Genomic DNA, 21,584 nt, shown 5'->3' on the forward strand with positions numbered 1-21,584 from the left:
GGCAGACGTGTCGGCGTGAGGTTTTCCGAAGGGATGCACCCCCCACGCAAAAGCCGAAGTAAAAAAGATTTATGGGGATATGGTGCCCAGGAGAGGACTCGAACCTCCACGTCCGTACGGACACTAGCACCTGAAGCTAGCGCGTCTACCAATTCCGCCACCTGGGCAGGTGTCGTGGAGCGGTCTGATATATCCGGCGCCGGGTGGTGTCAACGGGTGTTCGCAGCGCCGGGGCCACGTCGCGCGATCGCGGCTTGTTCCGTTCGGGTCGCAGCTATATTCCTGCTTGCAACCAGTTGAACGGGAGGCCCCCACGCCATGTCGAAACTCGTTACCATTTACGGCGGATCCGGTTTCGTGGGGCGTTACATCGTCCAGCGCATGGCGCAGGCGGGCTGGCGGGTGCGGGTGGCGGTGCGCCGGCCCAACGAGGCGCTTTTCGTCAAGACCTACGGCGCGGTGGGCCAGGTCGAGCCGGTGCTGTGCAACATCCGCGATTCCGATTCGGTGCGCCGGGCGTTGCAGGGCTCCGACGTGGCGGTCAACTGCGTGGGCATCCTCAACGAGATTGGGCGAAACACGTTCGGTCTGGTGCAGTATCACGGCGCGCGGCATATCGCCGAGGCCTGTGCCGAGATGGGCATATCGCGTCTGGTGCAGATTTCGGCCATCGGGGCCGATCCGAAATCGAAAAGCGTCTACGCCGAGACCAAGGGTCGGGCCGAAGAGGTGGTGCGCGCGCACTGCCCCGATGCGGTGATCCTGCGCCCCTCGGTGGTCTTCGGCCCCGAGGACCAGTTCTTTAACCGCTTTGCCGCGCAGGCGCGGTTCACCCCCGTGCTGCCCGTCGTCGGCGGCGCGACAAGGTTTCAGCCGGTCTACGTCGACGATGTGGCGCGCGCGGCGGCCATGGCGGCGCTGGGCCAGGCCAAGCCGGGCATCTACGAGTTGGGCGGACCCGAGACCCGGCCCTTCGCCGACCTGATCGAGGAGATGCTCGACGTGATCCGCCGGCCGGGCGTTCTGGTGCTGAACCTGCCGTTTTTCGTGGGCAGCGCGATGGGCACGTTCTTCGACCTCGTCCAGTCGATGACGGGGGGGCTGTTTACCAACACGATGATCACCCGCGACCAGGTCAGGAACCTTGCCCGAGACAACGTGGTGTCGCCGGGTGCGATGGGCTTTGCCGAGCTGGGGATAGAGCCTGTCTCGGTGGGCGCGGTCCTGCCCGAATACCTGTGGCGCTTTCGCCCCGGCGGGCAGTATTCCGACATCCGCGAGTCGGCCAAGAACCTCAAGGTTCAGAAATAGGCGATGCCCAGCAGGACCAGCCCGAGGATCACCCGGTAGATCACGTAGGGCAGAAAGCTGACCGTGCGGGTCAGGCGCATCATCACCGCCAGCGCCAGGAGCGCCGAGAGAAAGGCGAAGACCGCCGCGATCGCCCCGTCGCGCGCGGCGGACATGTCGGCGGTGACCGCCACGTCGGCGCCGAGCAGAACGCCAGAGGCCAGGATCGTGGGGATCGACATCAGCATCGCCAGCCGCGCCGCGTCCTCGCGCGCATAGCCCAGCGCCCGGGCACCGGTGATGGTGATGCCCGAGCGCGATGTGCCGGGGATCAGCGCGATGGCCTGCCAAAGCCCCATGATGACCGCGTGCTTCAGCGTCCAGGCCGGCGCGGCGCGGGTCTGCGGCGACCGGGCGTCGAACCAGTAGAGCACGAGCCCGAAGATCAGCATCGTCCAGCCGATCACGGCGGTCGAGCGCATCGCCTCGTCGAAGCCCGCCAGCTTGATCGCCAGCCCCAGCGCCATCACGGGGATGGTGGCCACGATCAGGCACAGCGCCAGAAACGCGCCGGGCGTGTCGATCTGGCCGCGCAGGAGGCGGACCAGCCCGCCCGCCGCGCGCGCGACGTCGGACCAGAAATAGAGGATCACCGCGCCCAGCGTGCCCACATGCACCGCGACGTCGATCACCAGGCCCTGATCGGCGAGCCCGGTCAGGTTGGGCAACAGAATCAGGTGGCCCGATGACGAGATCGGCAGGAACTCGGTAATCCCCTGGATGACCGCGATCAGTAGAAGATGATAAAGTGCCATGGGTGCCAACACTGCCGCAGGAACGCGCACACCATAGTGGGCTGATTCGATAAGGAAAGCGGGCATTTGGGTAACATGTGCTTACCTAAAAAGTGCTGCGGCTGTATCCACACCGCTTGTGAAGACGAAAATATTTTTATATAGGTCAGCAATAATGACTTTTATTTGCGCCCGAACCTCCGTATAGAGGCGCTTCGAAAGAATTGGTCGGGAGGAGTCCGTCATGACGAAGCAGAAGATGCTTCAGTTCGTGGATGTTGCGAAGGAGATGCCGGAAAAACGGGCTCCGAATCTGCGGGCGCAGGACTTTGACGAGATTTACGCCGAGTACGGCGATGCCAAGGCGGCCGAGCAGTCCGGGCGCTGCAGCCAGTGTGGTGTGCCCTATTGCCAATCGCATTGCCCGCTGCACAACAACATTCCCGACTGGCTGCGCCTGACCGCCGAAGGCCGCCTGGAAGAGGCCTACGCGATGAGCCAGGCCACCAACACCTTCCCGGAAATCTGCGGCCGAATCTGCCCGCAGGACCGCCTGTGCGAGGGCAATTGCGTGATCGAAAAGTCGGGCCACGGCACGGTCACCATCGGCTCGGTCGAGAAATACATCACCGACACCGCGTGGGAACGCGGCTGGGTCAAACCCATCGCGCCGACCTCCGAGCGGGGCGAGAGCGTGGGGATCATCGGCGCGGGGCCCGGCGGGCTGGCCGCGGCAGACGCCCTGCGCCGGGCCGGCGTGCAGGTCACCGTTTACGACCGCCACGACCGCGCCGGCGGGCTGATGACCTATGGCATCCCCGGCTTCAAGCTGGAGAAAGAGGTGGTCATGCGCCGCGTCGAGCAGCTGGAACAGAGCGGGGCCGAGTTCGTGCTGAACTGCGATGTCGGCACCGATATCAGCTTTGACGCGATCCGCGGCAAGCATGACGCGGTGCTGGTCGCCACCGGCGTCTACAAGTCGCGCTCGCTGCAGGCCCCCGGCGTGGGCGCGGCGGGTGTCGTGCGCGCGCTCGACTATCTCACCGCGTCGAACCGCATCGGTTTCGGCGACGCGGTGCCCGAATACGAAAACGGCGAGCTCGACGCCCACGGCAAGCGCGTGGTGGTGATCGGCGGCGGTGACACCGCGATGGACTGCGTGCGCACGGCGATCCGGCAGGGCGCGGCCTCGGTCAAATGCCTGTACCGCCGCGACAGGGCCAACATGCCGGGCAGCCAGCGCGAAGTGCAGAACGCCGAGGAAGAGGGTGTCGAATTCGTCTGGCTGACCGCCCCCAAGGGCTTTGTCGGCGACCCGGTCGAGGGCGTGATGGTGCAACGGATGCGCCTTGGCCCGCCCGACGCGACCGGCCGCCAGACGCCCGAGGTGATCGAGGGCGCCGATTACACCGAAGACGCCGATATCGTGATCAAGGCGCTGGGCTTCGAGCCAGAGGACCTGCCGACGCTGTGGCACGAGACCGCGCTGGAAGTCACCCGCTGGGGCACGATCAAGGCCGATTTCCGCAGCCACGAAACCTCGCTTCCCGGCGTCTATGCCGTGGGTGACATCGTGCGCGGCGCCAGCCTCGTCGTCTGGGCGATCCGCGATGGGCGCGAGGCGGCCGACAGCATTCTAGAGTACCTGGCCCAACCGGCGCAGGTGGCGGCCGAGTGACCGCCCGGGAGGCATCTGCAAGGCGATTTCGAAAACCTGGTTTTCTTCGGACTTCCATCGGACCTTTTGCAGGCGCCCCCGCCGACCGACGGACAAGCAGGACAGCACGCCTGACCCGGAGTGTTGAGAAAGAGTGAAGGCGAACGTGGCAACCATGGACGGACATTGCCTGTGCGGCGCGGTGCGGATCACCGCCATCCCCTCCTCGCAGGCGGCCTCTGCCTGCCACTGCGCGGCCTGCCGCCGGTGGACCGGGGCAGCGATGTGGGCGGTCGAGGCCGCCGCCGCGGAGGTTCGGGTGACCGGAGAGGTCCGGACCTACCGGTCGTCGCCCCTTGCCGAACGCGCCTTCTGCCCGGCCTGCGGCACCCATCTGTGGATTCGCGACGACGGCAAGGACTACGACCTGATGCCCGGCCTGTTCGACGCCGCGTCGGAGTTTCCGCTAAGCCACGAAGTTTATGCCGACCGGGCCTTTGCCTGTGTCCGGCTTGCAGGATCGCACCCGCGCGCCAGCCGCGCCGAGTACGAGAATTCCCACCCCTTCGTCGAGGGAGATGCACGATGACGAAATACGATGCTGCCTGGGTCGCCCGCGAGGAAGCCAAGCGTGCCTGCATGGCCGAGCATGGGCTTTACCGCCCCGATGACGAGCATGCCTCCTGCGGGGTGGGTCTGGTCGTCGCGATCGACGGCAAGCCGTCGCGCAAGGTGGTCGAGAATGGCATCGACGCGCTCAAGGCGGTCTGGCACCGCGGCGCGGTCGATGCCGACGGGCGCACCGGCGACGGCGCGGGCATTCATGTGCAGATCCCGGTGCCGTTCTTTTACGACCAGATCCGCCGCACGGGGCACGAGCCCGACCCCGACCGGCTGATCGCCGTGGGCCAGGTGTTCCTGCCGCGCACCGATTTCGGCGCGCAAGAGGTCTGCCGGACCATCGTCGAGACCGAAGTGCTGCGGATGGGCTATTACATCTACGGCTGGCGCCACGTGCCGGTGAATACCGACGTGCTGGGCGAAAAGGCCAACGCCACGCGCCCCGAGATCGAGCAGATCCTGATCTCGAACACCAAGGACGTGGACGAAGAGACCTTCGAGCGCGAGCTTTACGTCATCCGCCGCCGCATCGAAAAGGCCGCCGCCGCGGCGCAGGTGCCAACGCTTTACCTGTGCTCGCTGAGCTGCCGCAGCGTGATCTACAAGGGCATGATGCTGGCCCAGGACGTGGCCGAGTTCTACCCCGACCTCAAGGACGAGCGGTTCGAAAGCGCCTTTGCGATCTATCACCAGCGCTATTCGACCAACACCTTCCCGCAATGGTGGCTGGCCCAGCCGTTCCGCATGCTGGCCCATAACGGCGAGATCAACACGCTGAAGGGCAACCTGAACTGGCTCAAGAGCCACGAGATCCGCATGGCGTCTTCGACGTTCGGTGAACTGGCCGAAGACATCAAGCCGATCGTCGCGCTGGGCTCGTCCGATTCCGCCGCGCTCGACTCGGTGTTCGAGGTGCTGGTGCGCGCCGGGCGCAATGCGCCGATGGCGAAGACCATGCTTGTGCCCGAGGCCTGGTCGCAGCAGGCGGTGGAGTTGAAGGAATCCTGGCGCAACATGTACGCCTACGTGAACTCGGTCATGGAGCCGTGGGACGGCCCCGCGGCGCTGGCCATGACCGACGGGCGCTGGGTGACGGCGGGGCTGGACCGCAACGGCCTGCGCCCGCTGCGCTACGTCGTCACCGGCGACGGGCTGCTGATCGCGGGGTCCGAGGCCGGGATGGTGCCGATCGAGGAATCCAAGGTGCGCGAAAAGGGCGCGCTGGGTCCGGGCCAGATGATCGCCGTCGACATGAAAGAGGGCAAGCTCTACCACGACAGCGAGCTCAAGGACATGCTGGCCGCTAGCCAGCCCTTCGGCGAGTGGCTGGAAAAAGTGCACGAGCTGGATGACTCGCTGGGCAGCGTCGACGAAAAGCCGATCTTCGAAGGGGCCGAGCTGCGCAAGCGGCAGATCGCGGCCGGGTTCTCGGTGGAAGAGATCGAGACGATCCTGATGCCGATGGCCGATGACGGCAAAGAGGCCATCGCCTCGATGGGCGATGACACGCCCTCGGCGGTGCTGTCGGAAAAATACCGCCCGCTCAGCCATTTCTTCCGGCAGAATTTCAGCCAGGTGACGAACCCGCCGATCGACAGCTTGCGCGAATACCGGGTGATGAGCCTGAAGACGCGGTTCGGCAACCTGCGCAACGTGCTGGACGAGGACGGCACGCAAACCCGCATCATCATCTTGGAAAGCCCGTTTCTGGGCAACGCCCAGTTCGAGAAGCTGGTGAACCAGTTCGTCGTGCCGATGGCCGAGATCGACTGCACCTTCCCGGCCGATGCCGGCCCCGACGCGCTGCGCGAGGGCCTGGCCCGCATCCGCACCGAGGCCGAGGACGCCGTGCGCTCGGGCGCCGGGCACCTGGTGCTGACCGACCAGCACCAGGGCGAAGACAAGGTGCCGATGCCGATGATCCTGGCCACCTCGGCGGTGCATAGCTGGCTGACGCGCAAGGGATTGCGCACCTTCACCTCGCTCAACGTACGCGCGGCCGAATGCGTCGATCCGCATTACTTCGCCGTGCTGATCGGCTGCGGCGCGACCACGGTCAACGCCTACCTCGCCGAGGACACGCTGGCCGACCGCATCGCGCGGGGGCTGATCGACTGTTCGCTGACCGAGGCCGTGGCACGCTACCGCAAGGCCATCGACCTCGGCCTGCTCAAGATCATGTCCAAGATGGGCATCTCGGTGGTGTCGTCCTATCGCGGCGGGCTGAACTTCGAGGCGGTGGGCCTTTCCCGCGCCATGTGTGCGGAATACTTCCCCGGCATGCACAGCCGTATCTCGGGGATCGGCGTCAGCGGCATCCAGCACAAGCTGGAGCAGGTGCATCACCTGGGCTGGCGCGGCGGGCGCGACGTGCTGCCCATCGGCGGCTTTTACAAGGCGCGGCGCACCGGAGAGACCCACGCCTGGGAAGCCAAGACGATGCACCTGATGCAGGAGGCCTGCAACCGTGCGTCCTTCGAGCTGTGGAAACAGTTTTCGGCCGCGATGCGGGCGAACCCGCCGATCCACCTGCGCGACTTGCTGGACATCAAGCCGCTGGGCAAGCCCGTGCCGCTGGAAGAGGTGGAAAGCGTCACCGCGATCCGCAAGCGGTTCGTGACGCCGGGCATGTCGCTGGGGGCGCTCAGCCCCGAGGCGCACAAGACGCTGAACGTGGCGATGAACCGGATCGGCGCCAAGTCCGATAGCGGCGAGGGCGGCGAGGACCCGGCGCATTTCGTACCCGAGCCCAACGGCGACAACCCCTCGGCCAAGATCAAGCAGGTGGCCTCGGGCCGTTTCGGCGTGACGGCCGAATACCTCAACCAGTGCGAAGAGCTGGAAATCAAGGTGGCTCAGGGCGCCAAGCCCGGCGAGGGCGGCCAGCTGCCCGGCATGAAGGTGACCGACCTGATCGCCCGTCTGCGCCATTCGACCAAGGGCGTGACGCTGATCTCGCCGCCGCCGCATCACGACATCTACTCGATCGAGGATCTGGCGCAGCTGATCTACGACCTCAAGCAGATCAACCCGCGCTGCAAGGTGACGGTCAAGCTGGTGGCCTCGTCCGGCGTCGGCACCATCGCCGCCGGCGTGGCCAAGGCCAAGGCCGACGTGATCCTGATATCGGGCCATAACGGCGGCACCGGGGCCAGCCCCGCGACCAGCATCAAATATGCCGGTCTGCCGTGGGAGATGGGCCTGACCGAGGCGCACCAGGTGCTGAGCATGAACAACCTGCGCGAGCGGGTGACGCTCAGGACCGATGGCGGCCTGCGGACGGGGCGCGACATCGTCATGGCCGCGATGATGGGGGCCGAGGAATACGGCATCGGCACCGCCGCGCTGATCGCCATGGGCTGCATCATGGTACGCCAGTGCCAGTCCAACACCTGCCCCGTGGGTGTGTGTACGCAGGACGAGCGCCTGCGCGCCAAGTTCACCGGCAATGCCGACAAGGTGGTGAACCTGATCACCTTCTACGCGCAGGAGGTGCGCGAGATCCTCAGCCAGATCGGCGCGCGGTCGGTGGACGACGTGATCGGGCGGACAGACCTGCTGACCCAGGTCAGCCGCGGCTCGGCCCATCTGGACGATCTCGACCTCAACCCGCTTCTGGTGCAGGTCGACGGGTCGGACCGGCCCAAATACGACCGCTACAAGCCGCGCAACGATGTGCCCGACACGCTGGACGCCGAGATCCTGCGCGATGCGCACCGGTTCTTCGAGGATGGCGAGAAGATGCAGCTGTCCTACGCGGTGCGCAACACCGCGCGGACCATCGGCACGCGGGTGTCCAGCCATATCGTGCAGCGTTTCGGGATGCACAACAGCCTGCAGCCCGACCACCTGACGGTAAAACTGGCCGGCAGCGCGGGCCAGTCGCTGGGCGCGTTCGCGGCGCCGGGGCTCAAGATCATCGTCGCCGGCGATGCCAACGACTATGTCGGCAAGGGCCTGTCGGGCGGCACCGTCGTGGTGCGCCCGCCGCTCAGCTCGCCGCTGGTGGCGTCGGAGAACACGATTATCGGCAACACCGTGCTTTATGGTGCGACCGAGGGGTATCTCTTTGCGCTTGGCCGGGCGGGCGAACGCTTTGCCGTGCGCAACTCGGGCGCACAGGTCGTGGTCGAGGGCTGCGGCTCGAACGGGTGCGAGTACATGACCGGCGGCATCGCCGTGATCCTGGGCTCGATCGGGGCCAATTTCGGCGCCGGCATGACCGGCGGCATGGCCTATCTCTACGACCCCGAGGGCAAAGCCGAGGAGCGGATGAACCTCGAAACCCTGGTCACCTGCCCGGTCACCGTCGAGCACTGGGAGGCCGAGTTGAAGGGGCTGATCGAACGCCACTTCGCCGAGACCGGCAGCCGCAAGGCCGACGACATCCTGCGCCACTGGGATCTCGAGCGGGCCAATTTCCTGCAGGTGTGCCCGAAAGAGATGCTCAACAAGCTGTCTTACCCGCTCGGCATCGAAGAGAAGGCCGTGCCGGCAGAGTAAGCCGCCGCATCCGCACACGACCGTCAGCGCCCCCGCGACCCTGGTCCGCGGGGGCGCTTTCTTTTCTGGAACCCGGGCCGGCAGGCGCGCGTTTTGCCGGTGAACGGGGCGCGCCCGCAGGCCGGCCCGAAACCCGTCAACGAAAGGAGAAAGACATGGCAGACCTGATTGCCGTTGCCTTCGACGACGAAAGCAAAGCCTTCGACATGCGCGCCGAGCTGGTGCGGATGCAGAAAGACTATCTCATCGACATGGACGACGTCGTGGTCGTCACCCGCAACGAGGATGGCAAGGTCAAGCTGCACCAGGCCACGAACCTGACCGCGGCGGGCGCCGTGGGCGGGTCTTTCTGGGGTCTCTTGATCGGGCTGTTGTTCCTCAACCCGCTCTTCGGGCTGGCCGTGGGCGCCGGCGCAGGGGCGGTGTCGGGCGCGCTGAGCGATATCGGCATCGACGACAAGTTCATGAAGGAGATCGGCGACACCCTGACGCCGGGCAGTTCGGCGGTGTTCGTGCTGGTGCGCAAGGCCACCGGCGACAAGGTGGTCGACCGGTTGGAAGAGGTGAACGCCTCGGGCCGGGTGCTGCGCAGCTCGCTGTCGAAGGATGACGAGGCGAAATTGCGCGAGGTGCTGGAACGCGCCGATACCGCCGCCTGATCGCGGCCGGACCGATAGCCATGGCGCCGTGGCTGCGCTAAGACACGGCCCATGGCGAGAGCAGCGACAAAACGAAAGAAAACCGCGCCCCGGCGTGGCAAGGCGAAGGCCCGGCCTTCGCCTTTGCGCCGTCTCACGGCGTGGCTGCGGCGCTGGAGCGCGCGGGTGGTCTTCGGCGCCGCCTTCCTTGTGCTGGCGGTGGTTCTGGCGCTGCGCGTGGTGCCGCCGCCCACCACCCAAACGATCTGGTCCGAATCCCGCCGGCTGGGCGGGGTCGATCACGCCTGGGTTCCGATCGACCGGGTGGCGCCTGTGATGGTGCGCGCGGTCGTGGCCGCGGAGGATGCCAATTTCTGCCTGCACTGGGGCTTTGACATGAACGCGATCCGCGACGCCATCGAGGAGGGCGGCCAGCGCGGCGCCTCGACCATCACGCAGCAGACGGTCAAGAACGTGTTTCTCTGGCAGGGCCGCAATTGGACGCGCAAGGCGCTGGAGGCGGGGCTGACGCCGCTCGTCGAGGCACTGTGGCCCAAGCGGCGCATCCTTGAGATCTACCTCAACATCGCAGAGTGGGACGAGGGCGTGTTCGGTATCGAGGCCGCGGCGGGCCGTTATTTCGGTGTGGGGCCGGAGGCGTTGACGCCGGCGCAGGCCGCGGCGCTGGCCGCGATACTGCCCGACCCCAAGGGCCGCGACGCGGCGAACCTGTCGGGATGGCTGACACGGCGGGCGCGGCAGATCGAGGACGGGGCGGCCACGATCCGCGCGGATGGCCGCGCCGCCTGCTTCGAGAGTTGAATCTCCGCCCGCCCCGCGGCAAGAACAAGAACGGAATGGCCCATGCCAAACGCCAGGGACACCAGAATGAACCGCCTTTTCCACGTTCCGCTCTCGCCCTTCTGCCGCAAGGTGCGGCTGGTGCTTGCGGAAAAGAAGATCGAGGTCGAGCTGGTGGAGGAGCGCTATTGGGAGCGCGACGCCGATTTCCTGCGCCGCAACCCCGCCGGAAAGGTGCCCGTCCTGCGCATGGACGGACGTACCTTTGCCGAAAGCCAGGCGATCTGCGAGTACCTGGAAGAAACCTGCCCCGAGCCGCCGCTGATGCCGTCAGACCCGCGGGACCGGGCCGAGGCGCGGCGGCTGGTGTTCTGGTTCGACGACAAGTTCCACGCCGAAGTGACCTCGAAGCTCTTGTACGAGCGGGTCAACAAGAAGATCACCGGCGAGGGCTACCCCGACAGCCGCAACGTCAAGGCCGGGGCGCAGGCGATCAAGTTCCATCTCGATTACCTCGGGTGGCTTCTGGACCAGCGCCGCTGGCTGGCCGGCGACCGGATGACGCTGGCCGATTTCGCCGCGGCCGCGCATCTGTCGGCGCTGGACTACATCTCGGACGTGGACTGGAACCGCAACGCCAACGTCAAGGACTGGTATGCCAAGATCAAGTCGCGCCCGGCCTTTCGCGGCATCCTGGCCGACCAGGTGCCGGGCTTTCCGCCGCCGGCGCATTATGCCGACCTGGATTTCTGAACCCGGCGTCGGCGGGGGGCTGTCTGCCCCCCGTCCCGGATGTCATCCGGGACTCCCCCCGAGGATATTTGGGCCAGAAGAAGCATGGGCGCTGGGCTGAAATCCCGCCTGCTGACGCAGGCCGGGGCGGAGGGATTTGCCAAGTGCCGGGTGTGCCGGCCCGACGCGATACCGCAGGCGGCCGGACGACTGGCCGCTTTCGTGGGGGGCGGGCGGCACGGGCAAATGGCCTGGATGGAACAGAGGATGGGCTGGCGCGGCGATCCGGCGGCGCTGTGGCCCGAGGCGCGATCAGTGGTGATGCTGGCAGAGCTTTACACGCCGGAGGCCGACCCCCTGGCGGTGTTGGAGCGGCGCGACCGGGGGGCGATTTCGGTCTATGCGCAGAACCGCGATTACCATGACATCGTCAAGAAGCGGCTGAAGCGCCTGGGGCGGTGGCTGATCGAGGCGGCGCCCGGCGCGGAGATCAAGGTATTCGTCGATACCGCGCCGGTGATGGAAAAGCCGCTGGCCGAGGCCGCCGGGCTGGGCTGGCAGGGCAAGCACACCAACCTGTTGGCGCGCGACCTGGGCAACTGGTTCTTCCTCGGCGCGATCTTCACCACGGTCGAGATCGCGCCCGATGCGCCGGAGGGCGAGCATTGCGGGACCTGTACGGCCTGCCTGGATATCTGCCCGACCGACGCCTTCCCGGCGCCATTCCAGCTGGATGCGCGGCGCTGCATTTCCTACCTGACGATCGAGCACAAGGGGCCGGTGGACGAGGCGTTGCGCCCCGGCCTGGGCAACCGCATCTATGGCTGCGACGACTGTCTGGCGGTGTGCCCGTGGAACAAGTTCGCGATGACCGCGCGCGAGGCGCGCTACGCGGCGCGGCCCGACCTGGTGGCGCCCCCGCTCGCCGAGTTGGCGGCGCTGGACGATGCGGGGTTTCGCGCGCGGTTTTCCGGCTCGCCGATCAAGCGGATCGGGCGGGGACGATTCGTGCGCAATGTCTGCTACGCGATCGGCAATTCGGACGATCCGGGGCTGATCGGCGCGGTTCGGGCGCTGGTCGACGATGCGGACCCGGCGGTGGCGGATGCGGCGCGCTGGGCGGTCAGGCGGCTGGGGTCAGGCTGAGCGCGCCCAGCAACAGCGCCACGGCGCCCAGCCACGAGGCCGCGACGCGCCAGCCGATCATGACCCAGGGGGCGACCAGCCGCCGGCGGCAGGCTTCGACCAGCCCGGCAGGCACGACGAGCGCAAGGTGGGCGCCGAAAAAGACGCCCAGGGCCACGCTGAGGGGAAGCTCGCCCCAGCCATGGCCCTGCAGGCTGGCAAAGCCCGCCAGAAGGCCCGCGGAGGCGGCCAGCGTGGCCAGCGCCCAGCGGGGCCAGGGCAGGGCGGTGACGCCCATCACCGCGGCAAGGATGCCCAGGCCCAGGGCAGCGATGCCCGACCAGACGGGGGCAAGCGGGGCCAGCGCGAGACCCGCGGCGAGGCCGACGATCAGCGCGGGCCAGACCGCCGGCAGGCCGCGGGCGCGCCAGATGCCGAGGGCGAGGCCCGTGGCGGCGAGGCAGATCAGGATGCCGGGGTCGTTGAGCGGCACCGACGCGCCCTCGACAAACGCGGCGTAGCTTTCCGAGCCCGAGCGAAAGGCGTGCGCCTCTGCCCTCGGGGCGGCGAGGAACAGGGCAAGGGCGGCGGCGCGCCTCATGCCAGGCCGGTCAGGAAAGCCGCGCCGACCAGCGCGACCACCACGCCCGCGCCGCGCACCGCCCATTGGCCCCAAGGCAGCGCCGTGAGAAACCCGAAGGCGATGCCGGCGAGATGGAGAAGCCCGGTGGCGGTGACGAAGCCCAGCGCATAGGCGAAGGGGTTGGCGGCGGTCGGCAGCTCGGTGCCGTGGGCATGGCCGTGGAAGATGGCGAAGACGCCGACGATGAGTGCGGCCACCCAGATCGGTGCGCGCACGGCCAGCGCGACCAGCAGGCCCAGGACCACGCCCGACAGCGCGATGCCCTGTTCCACCGCCGGCAGAGGCACGCCGATCACGCCCAGCGCGCCGCCGAAGGCCATGACCATGGGAAAGACCACCGGCAACAGCCAGATCGCCGGCCGGCCCAGGAACGCGCCCCAGAGGCCCACCGCGACCATGGCCACCACGTGGTCCCAGCCGAACAGCGGGTGGGTAAAGCCGCTCATCAGACCGCCCTGGATACCCGCGCCGGTATGGGCGAGCGCCGGCGTGGCGAGAAGGGCCGGGATCAGGGGCAGGGTGCGGTGCATCGGGGACCTCTCGCACAGGTTCAGTCGGGCAGGTGGAAGGTAAGCGAGGCCCACATCGAATGCCAGACCGCGCCTTGCCCCGGATCGTCGGTGCCGGTGTCGCGCAGCACGACGGCGTCCAGCAGGTAGGTATGGCCCGCGCGCACGGGCACATCGGCGCGGCCCTCGGCATCGAGCGTTTGCCGGGTGAGGGTCAGCGTGCCGTCGGGCGCGCGGTCGAAAACCTCCAGCTGCGCGCCGGCGCGCGGCGTGTCGCCGAGAAACACCTGCACCGGCAGGCCGCCGGGCAGCGGGTCGGTATAGGGGTTGGCCAGCGCCACGATCTCGGTGTCGAGCCCGACGCGGCGGTCGGCCCCCGCACCGCCGCCCACCGCGACCAGCGCCTTGGCGTAGCGCCGGTAGGTTTCGGAAAAGCCTGTCTCGGGCAGGCCGCGCGCAGCGTGGCGGGCCAGCGCATCGGCGAACGCCTTGTGGGTGACGAAGCCGACAAATGTCTCCCACTCGGTGTAGGTCAGGCGCTTGTCGGTGGTTTCGTGCACGATAATGGCCAGGCCGGGCGCAGGGGCGGGCATGGTCATCGCTGGCCGATCGCCCAGGCGGCCGGGCACCGGTGTCGACGTTTCGCCCATCACCAGCTCGAAACGGGCGAAGTTGGGCGGGAAATAGCTGTACTCGGGGCCTTTGAAATCCTGCCCCACGCGTATATCCGCGACGATGTCGGTGCCCGCGGGCACTTGCCAGCCCTGCGGTTCGATCCAGAATTCATGGGCGCGGGCGGGCTGGCCGAGGGCCAGCGCCGACAGGGCGAGAAAGGCAAGGCGGATGAGCACAGTCATGACGAGAGCCAAGCTGTCGCGCCGGGCGGCCAAGTCAAGCGCGATGGCGCTGGTTGCCGCGGTTTTGATCGCGCTGGCCGGGGTCTTGCATGCCCATGAGGTGCGGCCTGCCATCGCCGATGTCGAGGTGGGGGCCGAGCGGCTGAGCATGGATATCCGCCTGACGGCCGAGGCGATGGTCGCCGGGATCGACCTTGCCGGGCTGGACGACACCAACGATTCGCCGCTGTCGGGCTATTACGACCAGCTGCGCGCGATGGAGCCCGACGCGCTGCGCGCGGCCTTTGACCGGGCCTGGCCGCGGATCCGCGAGGGGCTGAGGATCGAGGTCGAGGGCGTCCCCGTCGCGGCGCAGTTCGCCGATCTGCGCATCCCCGAGGTGGGCGATACCGACCTGCCGCGGGATTCGTTCCTGACCGTCACCGCCGCGCTGCCGCCGGGCGAGGCGCCGGTGCAGGTGGGGTGGCTGGCCGCCTACGGGCCGCTGGTGCTGCGCCAGGTGGGGCCGGGCGAGAACGAGCTTTATACCGGGTATCTGCAGGGCGGCGCGCTGAGCGACCCGCTGCCGCGCACCGGCGTGGCGCAGGTCGGGGCGCTGACCTATTTCGGCCGCTATGTCGGGCTGGGGTTCACCCATATCCTGCCCAAGGGGCTCGATCATATACTCTTCGTTCTGGGGCTTTTCTTCTTTGCGCTGCGGCTGCGGCCTTTGCTGGTGCAGATTTCGGCCTTTACCGTGGCCCATACCGTGACGCTGGCGCTGGCGGTGCTGGAAATAGTGACGGTCCCGGCCGCTGTCGTCGAGCCGCTGATCGCCGCCTCGATCGTCTATATCGCGGTCGAGAACACCTTGTGGTCGCGGATGAGCCCGCTGCGCACCGCGGTGGTGTTCGGATTTGGCCTGCTGCACGGGCTGGGCTTTGCCTCGATCCTGGGTGAGATCGGGCTTGACCCGGCGCGGTTTCTCGGCGGGCTGATCGGGTTCAACGTGGGAGTCGAACTGGGCCAGCTTACCATCCTCGCGCTGGCCTATCTGATGGTGGCGGTGTGGTTCGGCGACCGGCCCTGGTACCGCGCACGTATCGCGGTGCCGGCCTCGCTGGTCATTGCCGCGACAGGCGGCTGGTGGCTGGTCGAGCGCACCCTTTTGTGAGCCCCCTTCCCAAGCGCGGCGGCCCGGCGTAGTCAGGATCGTCCCCGCCCGGAGCCGTCCTGATGAACCCCGCCCGCGCGATCGCGCTCAAACTCGCCTCGGTCGCTCTGTTCGTCGCGATGTCGGCGCTGATCAAGGCCACCCGGGTTCATGTGCCGCCGGGCGAGGCGGTGTTCTTCCGTTCGTTCTTTGCGATCCCGGTGATCGTGGTGTGGCTGGTCTGGCAGCGCCAGCTTTCGGTCGGGCTGCGCACGCGCAACCCGCTGGGACATTTCTGGCGCGGGCTGGTCGGCAGCACGGCGATGTGCCTGATGTTTGCCGGGCTGGGCCTGTTGCCGCTGCCCGAGGTCACCGCCATCGGCTATGCCGCGCCGATTCTGGTGGTGGTGTTCGCGGCGATGTTTCTGGGCGAGCGGGTGCGGCTCTTCCGCCTTGCGGCGGTGGGGCTGGGGCTGACCGGCGTGCTGATCGTGCTCAGCCCGCGGCTGTCGGCCTTCGGCAGTGGCGAGATGGACCCGCGCGAGGCGCTTGGGGCGGTGGTGGTGCTGGCGGGCGCCACCTGCGCGGCGCTGGCGCAGGTCTTCGTGCGCAAGCTGGTGCAGTCAGAGCATACCGCGGCCATCGTCTTCTGGTTCTCGGTCACGGCCTCGGTGCTGTCTCTGCTGACGCTGCCTTTTGGATGGGTGGTGCCGGGACCGGGCGAGGCGGCGATGCTGGTCGCGGCGGGGCTGCTTGGCGGGCTTGCGCAGATCTGCCTGACATCGGCTTATCGCTACGCACAGGCGGCCATGGTCGCGCCCTTCGACTATGCCTCGATGCTGTTCGCGCTGGCCATCGGCTATTTCGTCTTTTCAGAGGTGCCGACGCCGACGATGCTGGGCGGCGCGGCACTGGTGATCGCCGCGGGTGTGCTGATCATCTGGCGCGAACGGCAGCTGGGCATCGAGCGCGGCAAGGCCCGCCCGGGGATGACGCCCCAGGGCTGAGCGCGGCCGCTCTATCCCGCCGGGCGCGTTGAACCGGCAGACCGCGGCGGGCCAGAAATTGGGCTTCCCCGGGCATGGCGGGGGCGACGTGCGCACTATCGAGTACAAGGGCGAAGAGCCGCCCGCTGACGTGGTGTTCCTCGCCGCGGGGCGCCTTGGCGCAAGACCTGGAGGCCGGCCTTTGCCGCGTCTTTCACGGGTTGCAGGGCGTGGCGCAGGTGCCCATCGCGCCGCACATATCGGGCGAGCCGGCCAGCAATACCACCCGCCAGCATGAGGCGTTTTGCGCGGGCGCGCGCGAGCATGAGATGATGACCGGGGTGGCTAGCGGCCTGACCAAGGGGAAATCCGCGCCCATGCCGACTGGTATTCTGCGATGAAGCTGGAGGTCGCGGCGCCGGGGAAGACCGCGCCTCGCTTGGTGGCAGAGCGAGGTCGCCGGGGCGGTTCCGTGAGTATGGAACACCCATGGCTTCGGTCGGGAACGTGCGGCGGTGATGCCGGTGAAGTGCCGCGCGTCCCAGGTTCGGCTGCGGCCCTCTGCGCATCGCTCCGGCGTTCGGCAACCCGGCGCTACCGTCCGTCCGCCAGCGCTGTCCTGCGGCGCGCCGCCGATCCGGGAATGTTCAGCCGCAGCCGGTATTTCGTGACAGTCCGCCGTTCGATGGCCACGCCTTGCGCCTGCAGCCCGGCGGCGATCTTGGCGTCGCTCAGCGGGCGTTCGGCCGGTTCCCCCGCGATCATGGTCTGAATGCGGTGCATGACCTCGCGCGCCGAAACGGCGCCGCCGGCGGCGGTCGCCGGTATCGCGCGCGACAGGAGCGCGCGCAGATCCATCACGCCCTGCGGTGTTTCCACGGTCAGCCCGGCGGCCGCGCGTCCGGCGGTGCTGGGATGCAGGCCCAGCGCGTTGGCCACCTCTTGCAGGCTCAGCGGGCCGGGGCATGGGCGGACGCCGTCGAGATAGGCGGCCTGACGCTGCACGATTTCCGCGGTCACCGCCAGGGTGCTGGCGTTGCGCTGGTCGATGGCGCGCTTGAGGCTGCGCGCCTCGGCCAGGGCCGCGGCCAATGCCGGCGCCGCGGCGCCGAGCCCGTCGCGCAGCCGCAGCTGGGGCAGGGTGGCGCGGTTGAGGGTCACCGACCAGCCGGGGCCGTCGCGCCGCACCACGACATCGGGCGGGCGCAGGATCAGAGGGTCGACGGCAAAGGCGTGACCCGGCTTGGGGTCGAACCGGCGCAGCAGCGCGAGGTTGCGCCGCACCTCTTTCTCGTCGCAGCCGCACCGTCGGGCCAGCGCGCCGGGGCCGCCATCGGACAACAGCGTGAGATTGTCGAGCAGGCAGTCGAGAGCGGAGCTCAGCACGCCCCGGTCGCGCGCCTGCAACCGCAGGCAATCGGCGAGGGAGCGGGCGAAAAGGCCGGCGGGCTCGAAGCCCTGCAAGACCTCCAGCACGGCCTCGGCCTCGGCGACGGGGCAGCCGCAGCGCGCGGCGATGCTCTGCACATCCTCGCCCAGCCAGCCATGGGGTTCCAGCGCGTCGACAAAGGCCAGCGCGACGCGGCGTGCAGCAGGGTCCGCGATGGCCAGCTCGATCTGGCGGGTGACATGGTGGACAAGGCTTGGGGCGTTGTCGGGCAGGCCGTCTCCGGTCGGGGGGGCGGGCCCCGCGCCGGGCGCCACGGCCCGCTCGGGGCCGACGATGTCGATGAATGGGTTGTCCCGCGCGGCCTCTTCGAGAAACGCCAAGAGTTCGAGATTGCTCAATTGCAAAACCGCGATGGCCTGCCGCAGCTGGGCCGTCATCGCCAAATTGGTTTTCTGCTTGAGCGCGAGCTTCGGCGCGAGGTTCAGCGGTCGGCCCATGGCCGTATCATGTCGCCGCGGCCATGCCGTTGTAAAGCGCCGCGGCGCTATCCGCGCCTGAGGTCGAGCGTGAAGGGGAAGGCCGGGTGGACGGCGCGGAAGGCGGGCATCGTCGCGCCGGGCGTGTGGCCGCCTGCCTCGAACCGCGCGATTCGGCGGCCCTCGGCCTCCAGCGCGTTGATGGGGCGGTCGTCATGGGCCCGCCCGCCGGGATGGACGACATGGTAGGTGCACCCGCCCACCGACCGCCCCGCGTGCCGGTCGAAAAGGTCGAAGACCAGCGGCCCGTGCGCCGCGATGGTGGGGTGCATCGCCGACCACGGCTGCCACGAGCGGAACCGGATGCCGGCCACGTGGCGGTCCGCGTCCGGCACCAGCGGCACGGCGATGCCGTTGCAGGTGAGGGTATATCGCTCGGGGTCATGGCCTGTCAGCGCGACCTCGATCCGCTCGACCGAGCTGTCGACATAGCGCGCGGTGCCGCCGGCGCCGGGCTCTTCGCCCAGCGTCAGCCATGGCTCGATGGCGTTGCGCAGCTCGATACCCACTCCGGCCACTTCGGTGCGGCCCGCCAACGGGAAGCGGAAATCGAACTGGGCCTGGAACCAGCCGGGGTCAAAGGCGATGCCGTGGGCGCGCGAGAGATCGTCGAGTACCGTCTTGAAATCCGCCCAGACATGGGCTGGCAGCAGGAACCGGTCGTGCAGCGCCGTGCCCCACCCCTGCATCTCGTCGCAATAGGGGTGGTCCCAGAACCACGACAAGAGCCCGCGCAGCACCAGCGCCTGGGCCATGCTCATCTGCCAATGCGGCGGCATCTCGAAGCCGCGGAACTCGACCAGGCCCAGCCGCCCGGTGGGACCGTCGGGCGAAAAGAGCTTGTCGATGCAGATCTCGGCGCGGTGGGTGTTGCCCGACATGTCGGTCAACAGGTGCCGGAACAGCCGGTCGACGAGCCAGGGCCGGTAGGTGCCTTCGCCGGTCAGCCGGTCGAGCTCGGCCATGGCGATCTCCATTTCGTAGATCGCCTCGGGGCGCCCCTCGTCGAAGCGGGGGGCCTGGCTGGTGGGGCCGATGAAGGTGCCCGAGAACAGGTAGGAAAGCGACGGGTGCGCCTGCCAGTAGCGGATGACCGAGGCCAGCAGGTCGGGCCGGCGCAGGAACGGGCTGTCGGCCGGCGTCGCGCCGCCCACCACGATATGGTTGCCGCCGCCCGACCCGGTGAGCCGCCCGTCGATCATGAAGCTGACGCTGTCGAGCCCGCATTGCCGGGCCTCTTCGTACAGCGCGGCGGTGATTTCGCGCATCTCCGCCCAGTTGCCGGCGGGATGGATGTTGACCTCGATCACGCCGGGGTCTGGGGTGACGCGGATGACGTTGATCCGCGCGTCGCGGGGCGGCTCGTATCCTTCGTTGCGGATCGGCACGCCCATCTCGTGGGCGGTTTCCTCGACCGCGCCGAGAAGGTCGAGATATTCCTCGGCCGATCCCGTGGGCGGGTAGAAGACATGGAGGATGCCGTCGCGCGGCTCGACCGCCAGCGCGGTACGCACCGCCCCGTCGGGGGTGGTGAAGGTGGTGCCGCCCGACACCCAGTCCTGCGCGTGCGGGTGGTGGCCCAGCACGTCTTCGGCGGACATGTGATCTGCGGTGTCGGGGGCGGGGTCGGTGCGGGGCTGCGGCACCTGGCGCGTGGGCAGGGGGCCCGCAGGCGACATCGGATCGCGCTGAAACTGCTCGGGGCTGTCGCCCAGCCAGTTGAGCGAGCCGAGCGGCAGGCGAAAGCCCACGGGGCTGTCGCCGGGCACCGAAAAGAGGCGGCCGCGGCGCGTCGACCATTTCTCGGTCTTCCAGCGCAGGCGGCGGCTGCCGGTGGCCTGGCTCTGGGCCAGCTGGATCGGGATCACGTAGCCCGTAGGGTTTTCGAACCCACGGTTGAACACGCGGGCCAGGCGCGCCCGTTCCTGGGGATCATCCAGCTTGCTGTCTTCGGGCGTCACGTTCTGCGGCAGCAGCGCCTCGCGCCCGATATATTCCATCGGGTCCTCATAGACGGGCTGGGCGAAATCGTCTTCGAGCCCCAGCTTTTTCGCAACCGATCGGCAAAACGCCCCGGCGGTCTCGTGCGTGGCCTCGCCCGGCCCCTCCCGCGCGATCAGGTCGGACGACGACCAGAGCGGCTGGCCGTCGCCGCGCCAGAGCAGCGAATAGGCCCAGCGCGGCAGCTGTTCGCCGGGGTACCATTTGCCCTGGCCGTGGTGCAGCACGCCATGGGGCGCAAAGCGGGCCTGCAGCCTGCGGATCAGTGCGTCGGCAAAGTGGCGCTTGGTCGGGCCCACGGCGTCGACCGTCCATTCCTCGGCGTCCCGGTCGGTGGCCGAGACGAAGGTAGGCTCGCCGCCCATGGTCAGGCGCATGTCCTGGGCCGCGATGCGGTCGTCGACCGCCTGGCCCGCGCGGTCGACCTCGGCCCACTGCACGGGGGTCAGCGGGCGGGTGACGCGGGGCGGTTCCGTGATGCGCGCCACCGACATCTCGAACTCGAAGCCGACCTCGGCCACGTCATGGGCGCCGGTGATCGGCGCGGCGCTGCCGGGCTCGGGCGTGCAGGCCAGCGGGATATGGCCCTCGCCCGCGAACAGGCCCGAGGTCGGGTCGAGCCCGACCCAGCCGGCGCCGGGCAGGTAGACCTCGGCCCAGGCGTGCAGGTCGGTGAAATCGGTCTCGGGGCCCGAGGGGCCGCCGACGGCCTTCTGGTCGGCGGCCAGCTGGATCAGGTAGCCCGACACGAAGCGGGCGGCATAGCCGAACTGGCGCAGCAGCGCGACCAGCAGCCAGCCGGAATCGCGGCAAGAGCCCAGCGCCTTGTCGATGGTCTCGGTCGGTGTCTGGACGCCGGGTTCCATCCGCACGGTATAGGCGATGGCGTCCTGCACATACTGGTTGAGCGCCACCAGCCAGTCGATCGTCGTGCCCTGGGGCCGCGGCGCGCCGCGCACGAAATCGTCGAACCGCGGACTGGTGTCGATGGTCTTGAGATAGGGGCGCAGATCCTCGAGCAGCCCCTCGTCGTAGCGAAACGGCACCTCCTGCGCGGCGTCTTCGAGGAAAAAGTCGAAGGGGTTGATCGCGACCAGATCGGCCAGAAGGTCGACCGTCACATCCAGCCGATGAACCTTTTCGGGAAACACCAGCCGCGCCTGCCAGTTGGCGAAGGTGTCCTGTTGCCAGTTGATGAAATGGCCCTCGGGCTCGATCTTGAGGCTGTAGCTGAGAATCGGCGTGCGGGCATGCGGCGCGGGGCGCAGGCGCACCACATGCGGCCCGAGACCGATCAACCGGTCATAGGTGTAGCTCGTGCGGTGAGTCAGGGCGACCGTGATGCTCATGAATTCTCGGATTGCCTTGT

16 protein-coding genes and 1 tRNA gene are annotated in these 21,584 nt (G+C 68.3%); 10 read left to right on the plus strand and 7 right to left on the minus strand.

The features are described from left to right. Positions 1-80: 80 nt before the first annotated feature. A tRNA-Leu gene (locus Ga0609869_RS07670) sits at positions 81-167 on the minus strand. 151 nt (positions 168-318) lie between these two features. Between Ga0609869_RS07670 and Ga0609869_RS07675 the strand changes: the two genes are divergently transcribed. Next, positions 319-1,311 carry a complex I NDUFA9 subunit family protein gene (locus Ga0609869_RS07675; protein ID WP_125408515.1) on the plus strand — a complete coding sequence of 331 codons (993 nt, stop codon included), beginning with the start codon at positions 319-321 and terminating at the stop codon, positions 1,309-1,311. Here Ga0609869_RS07675 and Ga0609869_RS07680 read toward each other — a convergent pair. Beyond that, positions 1,302-2,105, minus strand: a complete 804-nt coding sequence (locus Ga0609869_RS07680) for an undecaprenyl-diphosphate phosphatase (protein WP_125408516.1) — start codon at positions 2,103-2,105, stop codon at positions 1,302-1,304. The two genes, Ga0609869_RS07675 and Ga0609869_RS07680, sit on opposite strands and share 10 nt — an antisense overlap. A gap of 223 nt (positions 2,106-2,328) precedes the next feature. On the opposite strand from Ga0609869_RS07680, the gene Ga0609869_RS07685 reads away from it, so the two are divergent. The 7 genes from Ga0609869_RS07685 (at position 2,329) to queG (ending at position 12,182) form a co-directional block, all read left to right on the plus strand. Continuing rightward, a complete protein-coding gene (locus Ga0609869_RS07685) occupies positions 2,329-3,762 on the plus strand; it encodes an NAD(P)-dependent oxidoreductase (protein ID WP_125408517.1) in 1,434 nt (477 codons plus the stop codon). 154 nt (positions 3,763-3,916) lie between these two features. Beyond that, the gene (locus Ga0609869_RS07690) at positions 3,917-4,330 is read left to right on the plus strand and encodes a GFA family protein (RefSeq protein WP_125408518.1); all 414 of its coding nucleotides are present in this window, start codon (positions 3,917-3,919) and stop codon (positions 4,328-4,330) included. Beyond that, complete coding sequence (gene gltB, locus Ga0609869_RS07695; protein WP_125408519.1) at positions 4,327-8,865, plus strand: glutamate synthase large subunit; 4,539 nt, start codon at positions 4,327-4,329, stop codon at positions 8,863-8,865. Before Ga0609869_RS07690 ends, gltB begins: the two co-directional genes overlap by 4 nt. Before the next feature lie 155 nt (positions 8,866-9,020). Continuing rightward, positions 9,021-9,524, plus strand: a complete 504-nt coding sequence (locus Ga0609869_RS07700) for a DUF1269 domain-containing protein (RefSeq protein WP_125408520.1) — start codon at positions 9,021-9,023, stop codon at positions 9,522-9,524. A 51-nt stretch (positions 9,525-9,575) separates the two neighbouring features. Further along, the gene (mtgA, locus tag Ga0609869_RS07705; protein WP_125408521.1) at positions 9,576-10,325 is read left to right on the plus strand and encodes a monofunctional biosynthetic peptidoglycan transglycosylase; all 750 of its coding nucleotides are present in this window, start codon (positions 9,576-9,578) and stop codon (positions 10,323-10,325) included. 66 nt (positions 10,326-10,391) lie between these two features. Next, positions 10,392-11,057: an FtsZ-binding protein FzlA gene (gene fzlA / locus Ga0609869_RS07710; protein ID WP_125408522.1), complete on the plus strand. Its 666-nt coding sequence runs from the start codon at positions 10,392-10,394 to the stop codon at positions 11,055-11,057. An 84-nt stretch (positions 11,058-11,141) separates the two neighbouring features. Further along, complete coding sequence (queG, locus tag Ga0609869_RS07715) at positions 11,142-12,182, plus strand: tRNA epoxyqueuosine(34) reductase QueG (protein ID WP_125408523.1); 1,041 nt, start codon at positions 11,142-11,144, stop codon at positions 12,180-12,182. On the opposite strand, the gene Ga0609869_RS07720 is transcribed toward queG, so the two are convergent. Genes Ga0609869_RS07720 through Ga0609869_RS07730 form a run of 3 tightly spaced genes read right to left on the minus strand, consistent with a single transcriptional unit; the run spans position 12,160 to position 14,170 of the window. Continuing rightward, positions 12,160-12,762, minus strand: a complete 603-nt coding sequence (locus Ga0609869_RS07720; protein WP_125408524.1) for a hypothetical protein — start codon at positions 12,760-12,762, stop codon at positions 12,160-12,162. The genes queG and Ga0609869_RS07720 overlap by 23 nt on opposite strands. After that, positions 12,759-13,334, minus strand: coding sequence for a HupE/UreJ family protein (locus Ga0609869_RS07725; protein WP_125408525.1), 576 nt, complete (start codon positions 13,332-13,334; stop codon positions 12,759-12,761). Before Ga0609869_RS07725 ends, Ga0609869_RS07720 begins: the two co-directional genes overlap by 4 nt. Positions 13,335-13,354: 20 nt before the next feature. Continuing rightward, positions 13,355-14,170 carry a DUF4198 domain-containing protein gene (locus tag Ga0609869_RS07730; RefSeq protein ID WP_125408526.1) on the minus strand — a complete coding sequence of 272 codons (816 nt, stop codon included), beginning with the start codon at positions 14,168-14,170 and terminating at the stop codon, positions 13,355-13,357. Here Ga0609869_RS07730 and Ga0609869_RS07735 point away from each other — a divergent pair. Both Ga0609869_RS07735 and Ga0609869_RS07740 read left to right on the plus strand, forming a co-directional pair. After that, positions 14,169-15,323 carry a HupE/UreJ family protein gene (locus Ga0609869_RS07735; RefSeq protein WP_245972421.1) on the plus strand — a complete coding sequence of 385 codons (1,155 nt, stop codon included), beginning with the start codon at positions 14,169-14,171 and terminating at the stop codon, positions 15,321-15,323. The genes Ga0609869_RS07730 and Ga0609869_RS07735 overlap by 2 nt on opposite strands. Positions 15,324-15,385: 62 nt before the next feature. Beyond that, on the plus strand, positions 15,386-16,309 hold the full coding sequence (locus Ga0609869_RS07740; protein ID WP_125408527.1) for a DMT family transporter: 924 nt from the start codon (positions 15,386-15,388) through the stop codon (positions 16,307-16,309). A gap of 573 nt (positions 16,310-16,882) precedes the next feature. Here Ga0609869_RS07740 and rpoN read toward each other — a convergent pair. Continuing rightward, positions 16,883-18,175: an RNA polymerase factor sigma-54 gene (rpoN, locus tag Ga0609869_RS07745; RefSeq protein ID WP_125408528.1), complete on the minus strand. Its 1,293-nt coding sequence runs from the start codon at positions 18,173-18,175 to the stop codon at positions 16,883-16,885. Between the two features lie 47 nt (positions 18,176-18,222). Then, on the minus strand, positions 18,223-21,564 hold the full coding sequence (locus Ga0609869_RS07750; protein ID WP_125408529.1) for a transglutaminase family protein: 3,342 nt from the start codon (positions 21,562-21,564) through the stop codon (positions 18,223-18,225). Positions 21,565-21,584 lie beyond the last annotated feature (20 nt).

It is taken from the genome of Rhodovulum iodosum, from assembly GCF_041020385.1.
GTDB lineage: Bacteria > Pseudomonadota > Alphaproteobacteria > Rhodobacterales > Rhodobacteraceae > Rhodovulum > Rhodovulum iodosum.

Bases quoted from the DNA above. Each gene is read 5' to 3' on its own strand.
- Ga0609869_RS07700 (WP_125408520.1), top strand. From the start codon at position 9,021: ATGGCAGACCTGATTGCCGTTGCCTTCGACGACGAAAGCAAAGCCTTC.
- rpoN (WP_125408528.1), bottom strand. From the start codon at position 18,175: ATGGGCCGACCGCTGAACCTCGCGCCGAAGCTCGCGCTCAAGCAGAAA.
- Ga0609869_RS07685 (WP_125408517.1), top strand. From the start codon at position 2,329: ATGACGAAGCAGAAGATGCTTCAGTTCGTGGATGTTGCGAAGGAGATG.
- queG (WP_125408523.1), top strand. From the start codon at position 11,142: ATGGGCGCTGGGCTGAAATCCCGCCTGCTGACGCAGGCCGGGGCGGAG.
- Ga0609869_RS07725 (WP_125408525.1), bottom strand. From the start codon at position 13,334: ATGCACCGCACCCTGCCCCTGATCCCGGCCCTTCTCGCCACGCCGGCG.
- Ga0609869_RS07690 (WP_125408518.1), top strand. From the start codon at position 3,917: ATGGACGGACATTGCCTGTGCGGCGCGGTGCGGATCACCGCCATCCCC.
- fzlA (WP_125408522.1), top strand. From the start codon at position 10,392: ATGAACCGCCTTTTCCACGTTCCGCTCTCGCCCTTCTGCCGCAAGGTG.
- Ga0609869_RS07680 (WP_125408516.1), bottom strand. From the start codon at position 2,105: ATGGCACTTTATCATCTTCTACTGATCGCGGTCATCCAGGGGATTACC.
- gltB (WP_125408519.1), top strand. From the start codon at position 4,327: ATGACGAAATACGATGCTGCCTGGGTCGCCCGCGAGGAAGCCAAGCGT.
- Ga0609869_RS07735 (WP_245972421.1), top strand. From the start codon at position 14,169: ATGACGAGAGCCAAGCTGTCGCGCCGGGCGGCCAAGTCAAGCGCGATG.
- Ga0609869_RS07720 (WP_125408524.1), bottom strand. From the start codon at position 12,762: ATGAGGCGCGCCGCCGCCCTTGCCCTGTTCCTCGCCGCCCCGAGGGCA.
- Ga0609869_RS07740 (WP_125408527.1), top strand. From the start codon at position 15,386: ATGAACCCCGCCCGCGCGATCGCGCTCAAACTCGCCTCGGTCGCTCTG.
- Ga0609869_RS07675 (WP_125408515.1), top strand. From the start codon at position 319: ATGTCGAAACTCGTTACCATTTACGGCGGATCCGGTTTCGTGGGGCGT.
- Ga0609869_RS07750 (WP_125408529.1), bottom strand. From the start codon at position 21,564: ATGAGCATCACGGTCGCCCTGACTCACCGCACGAGCTACACCTATGAC.
- mtgA (WP_125408521.1), top strand. From the start codon at position 9,576: ATGGCGAGAGCAGCGACAAAACGAAAGAAAACCGCGCCCCGGCGTGGC.
- Ga0609869_RS07730 (WP_125408526.1), bottom strand. From the start codon at position 14,170: ATGACTGTGCTCATCCGCCTTGCCTTTCTCGCCCTGTCGGCGCTGGCC.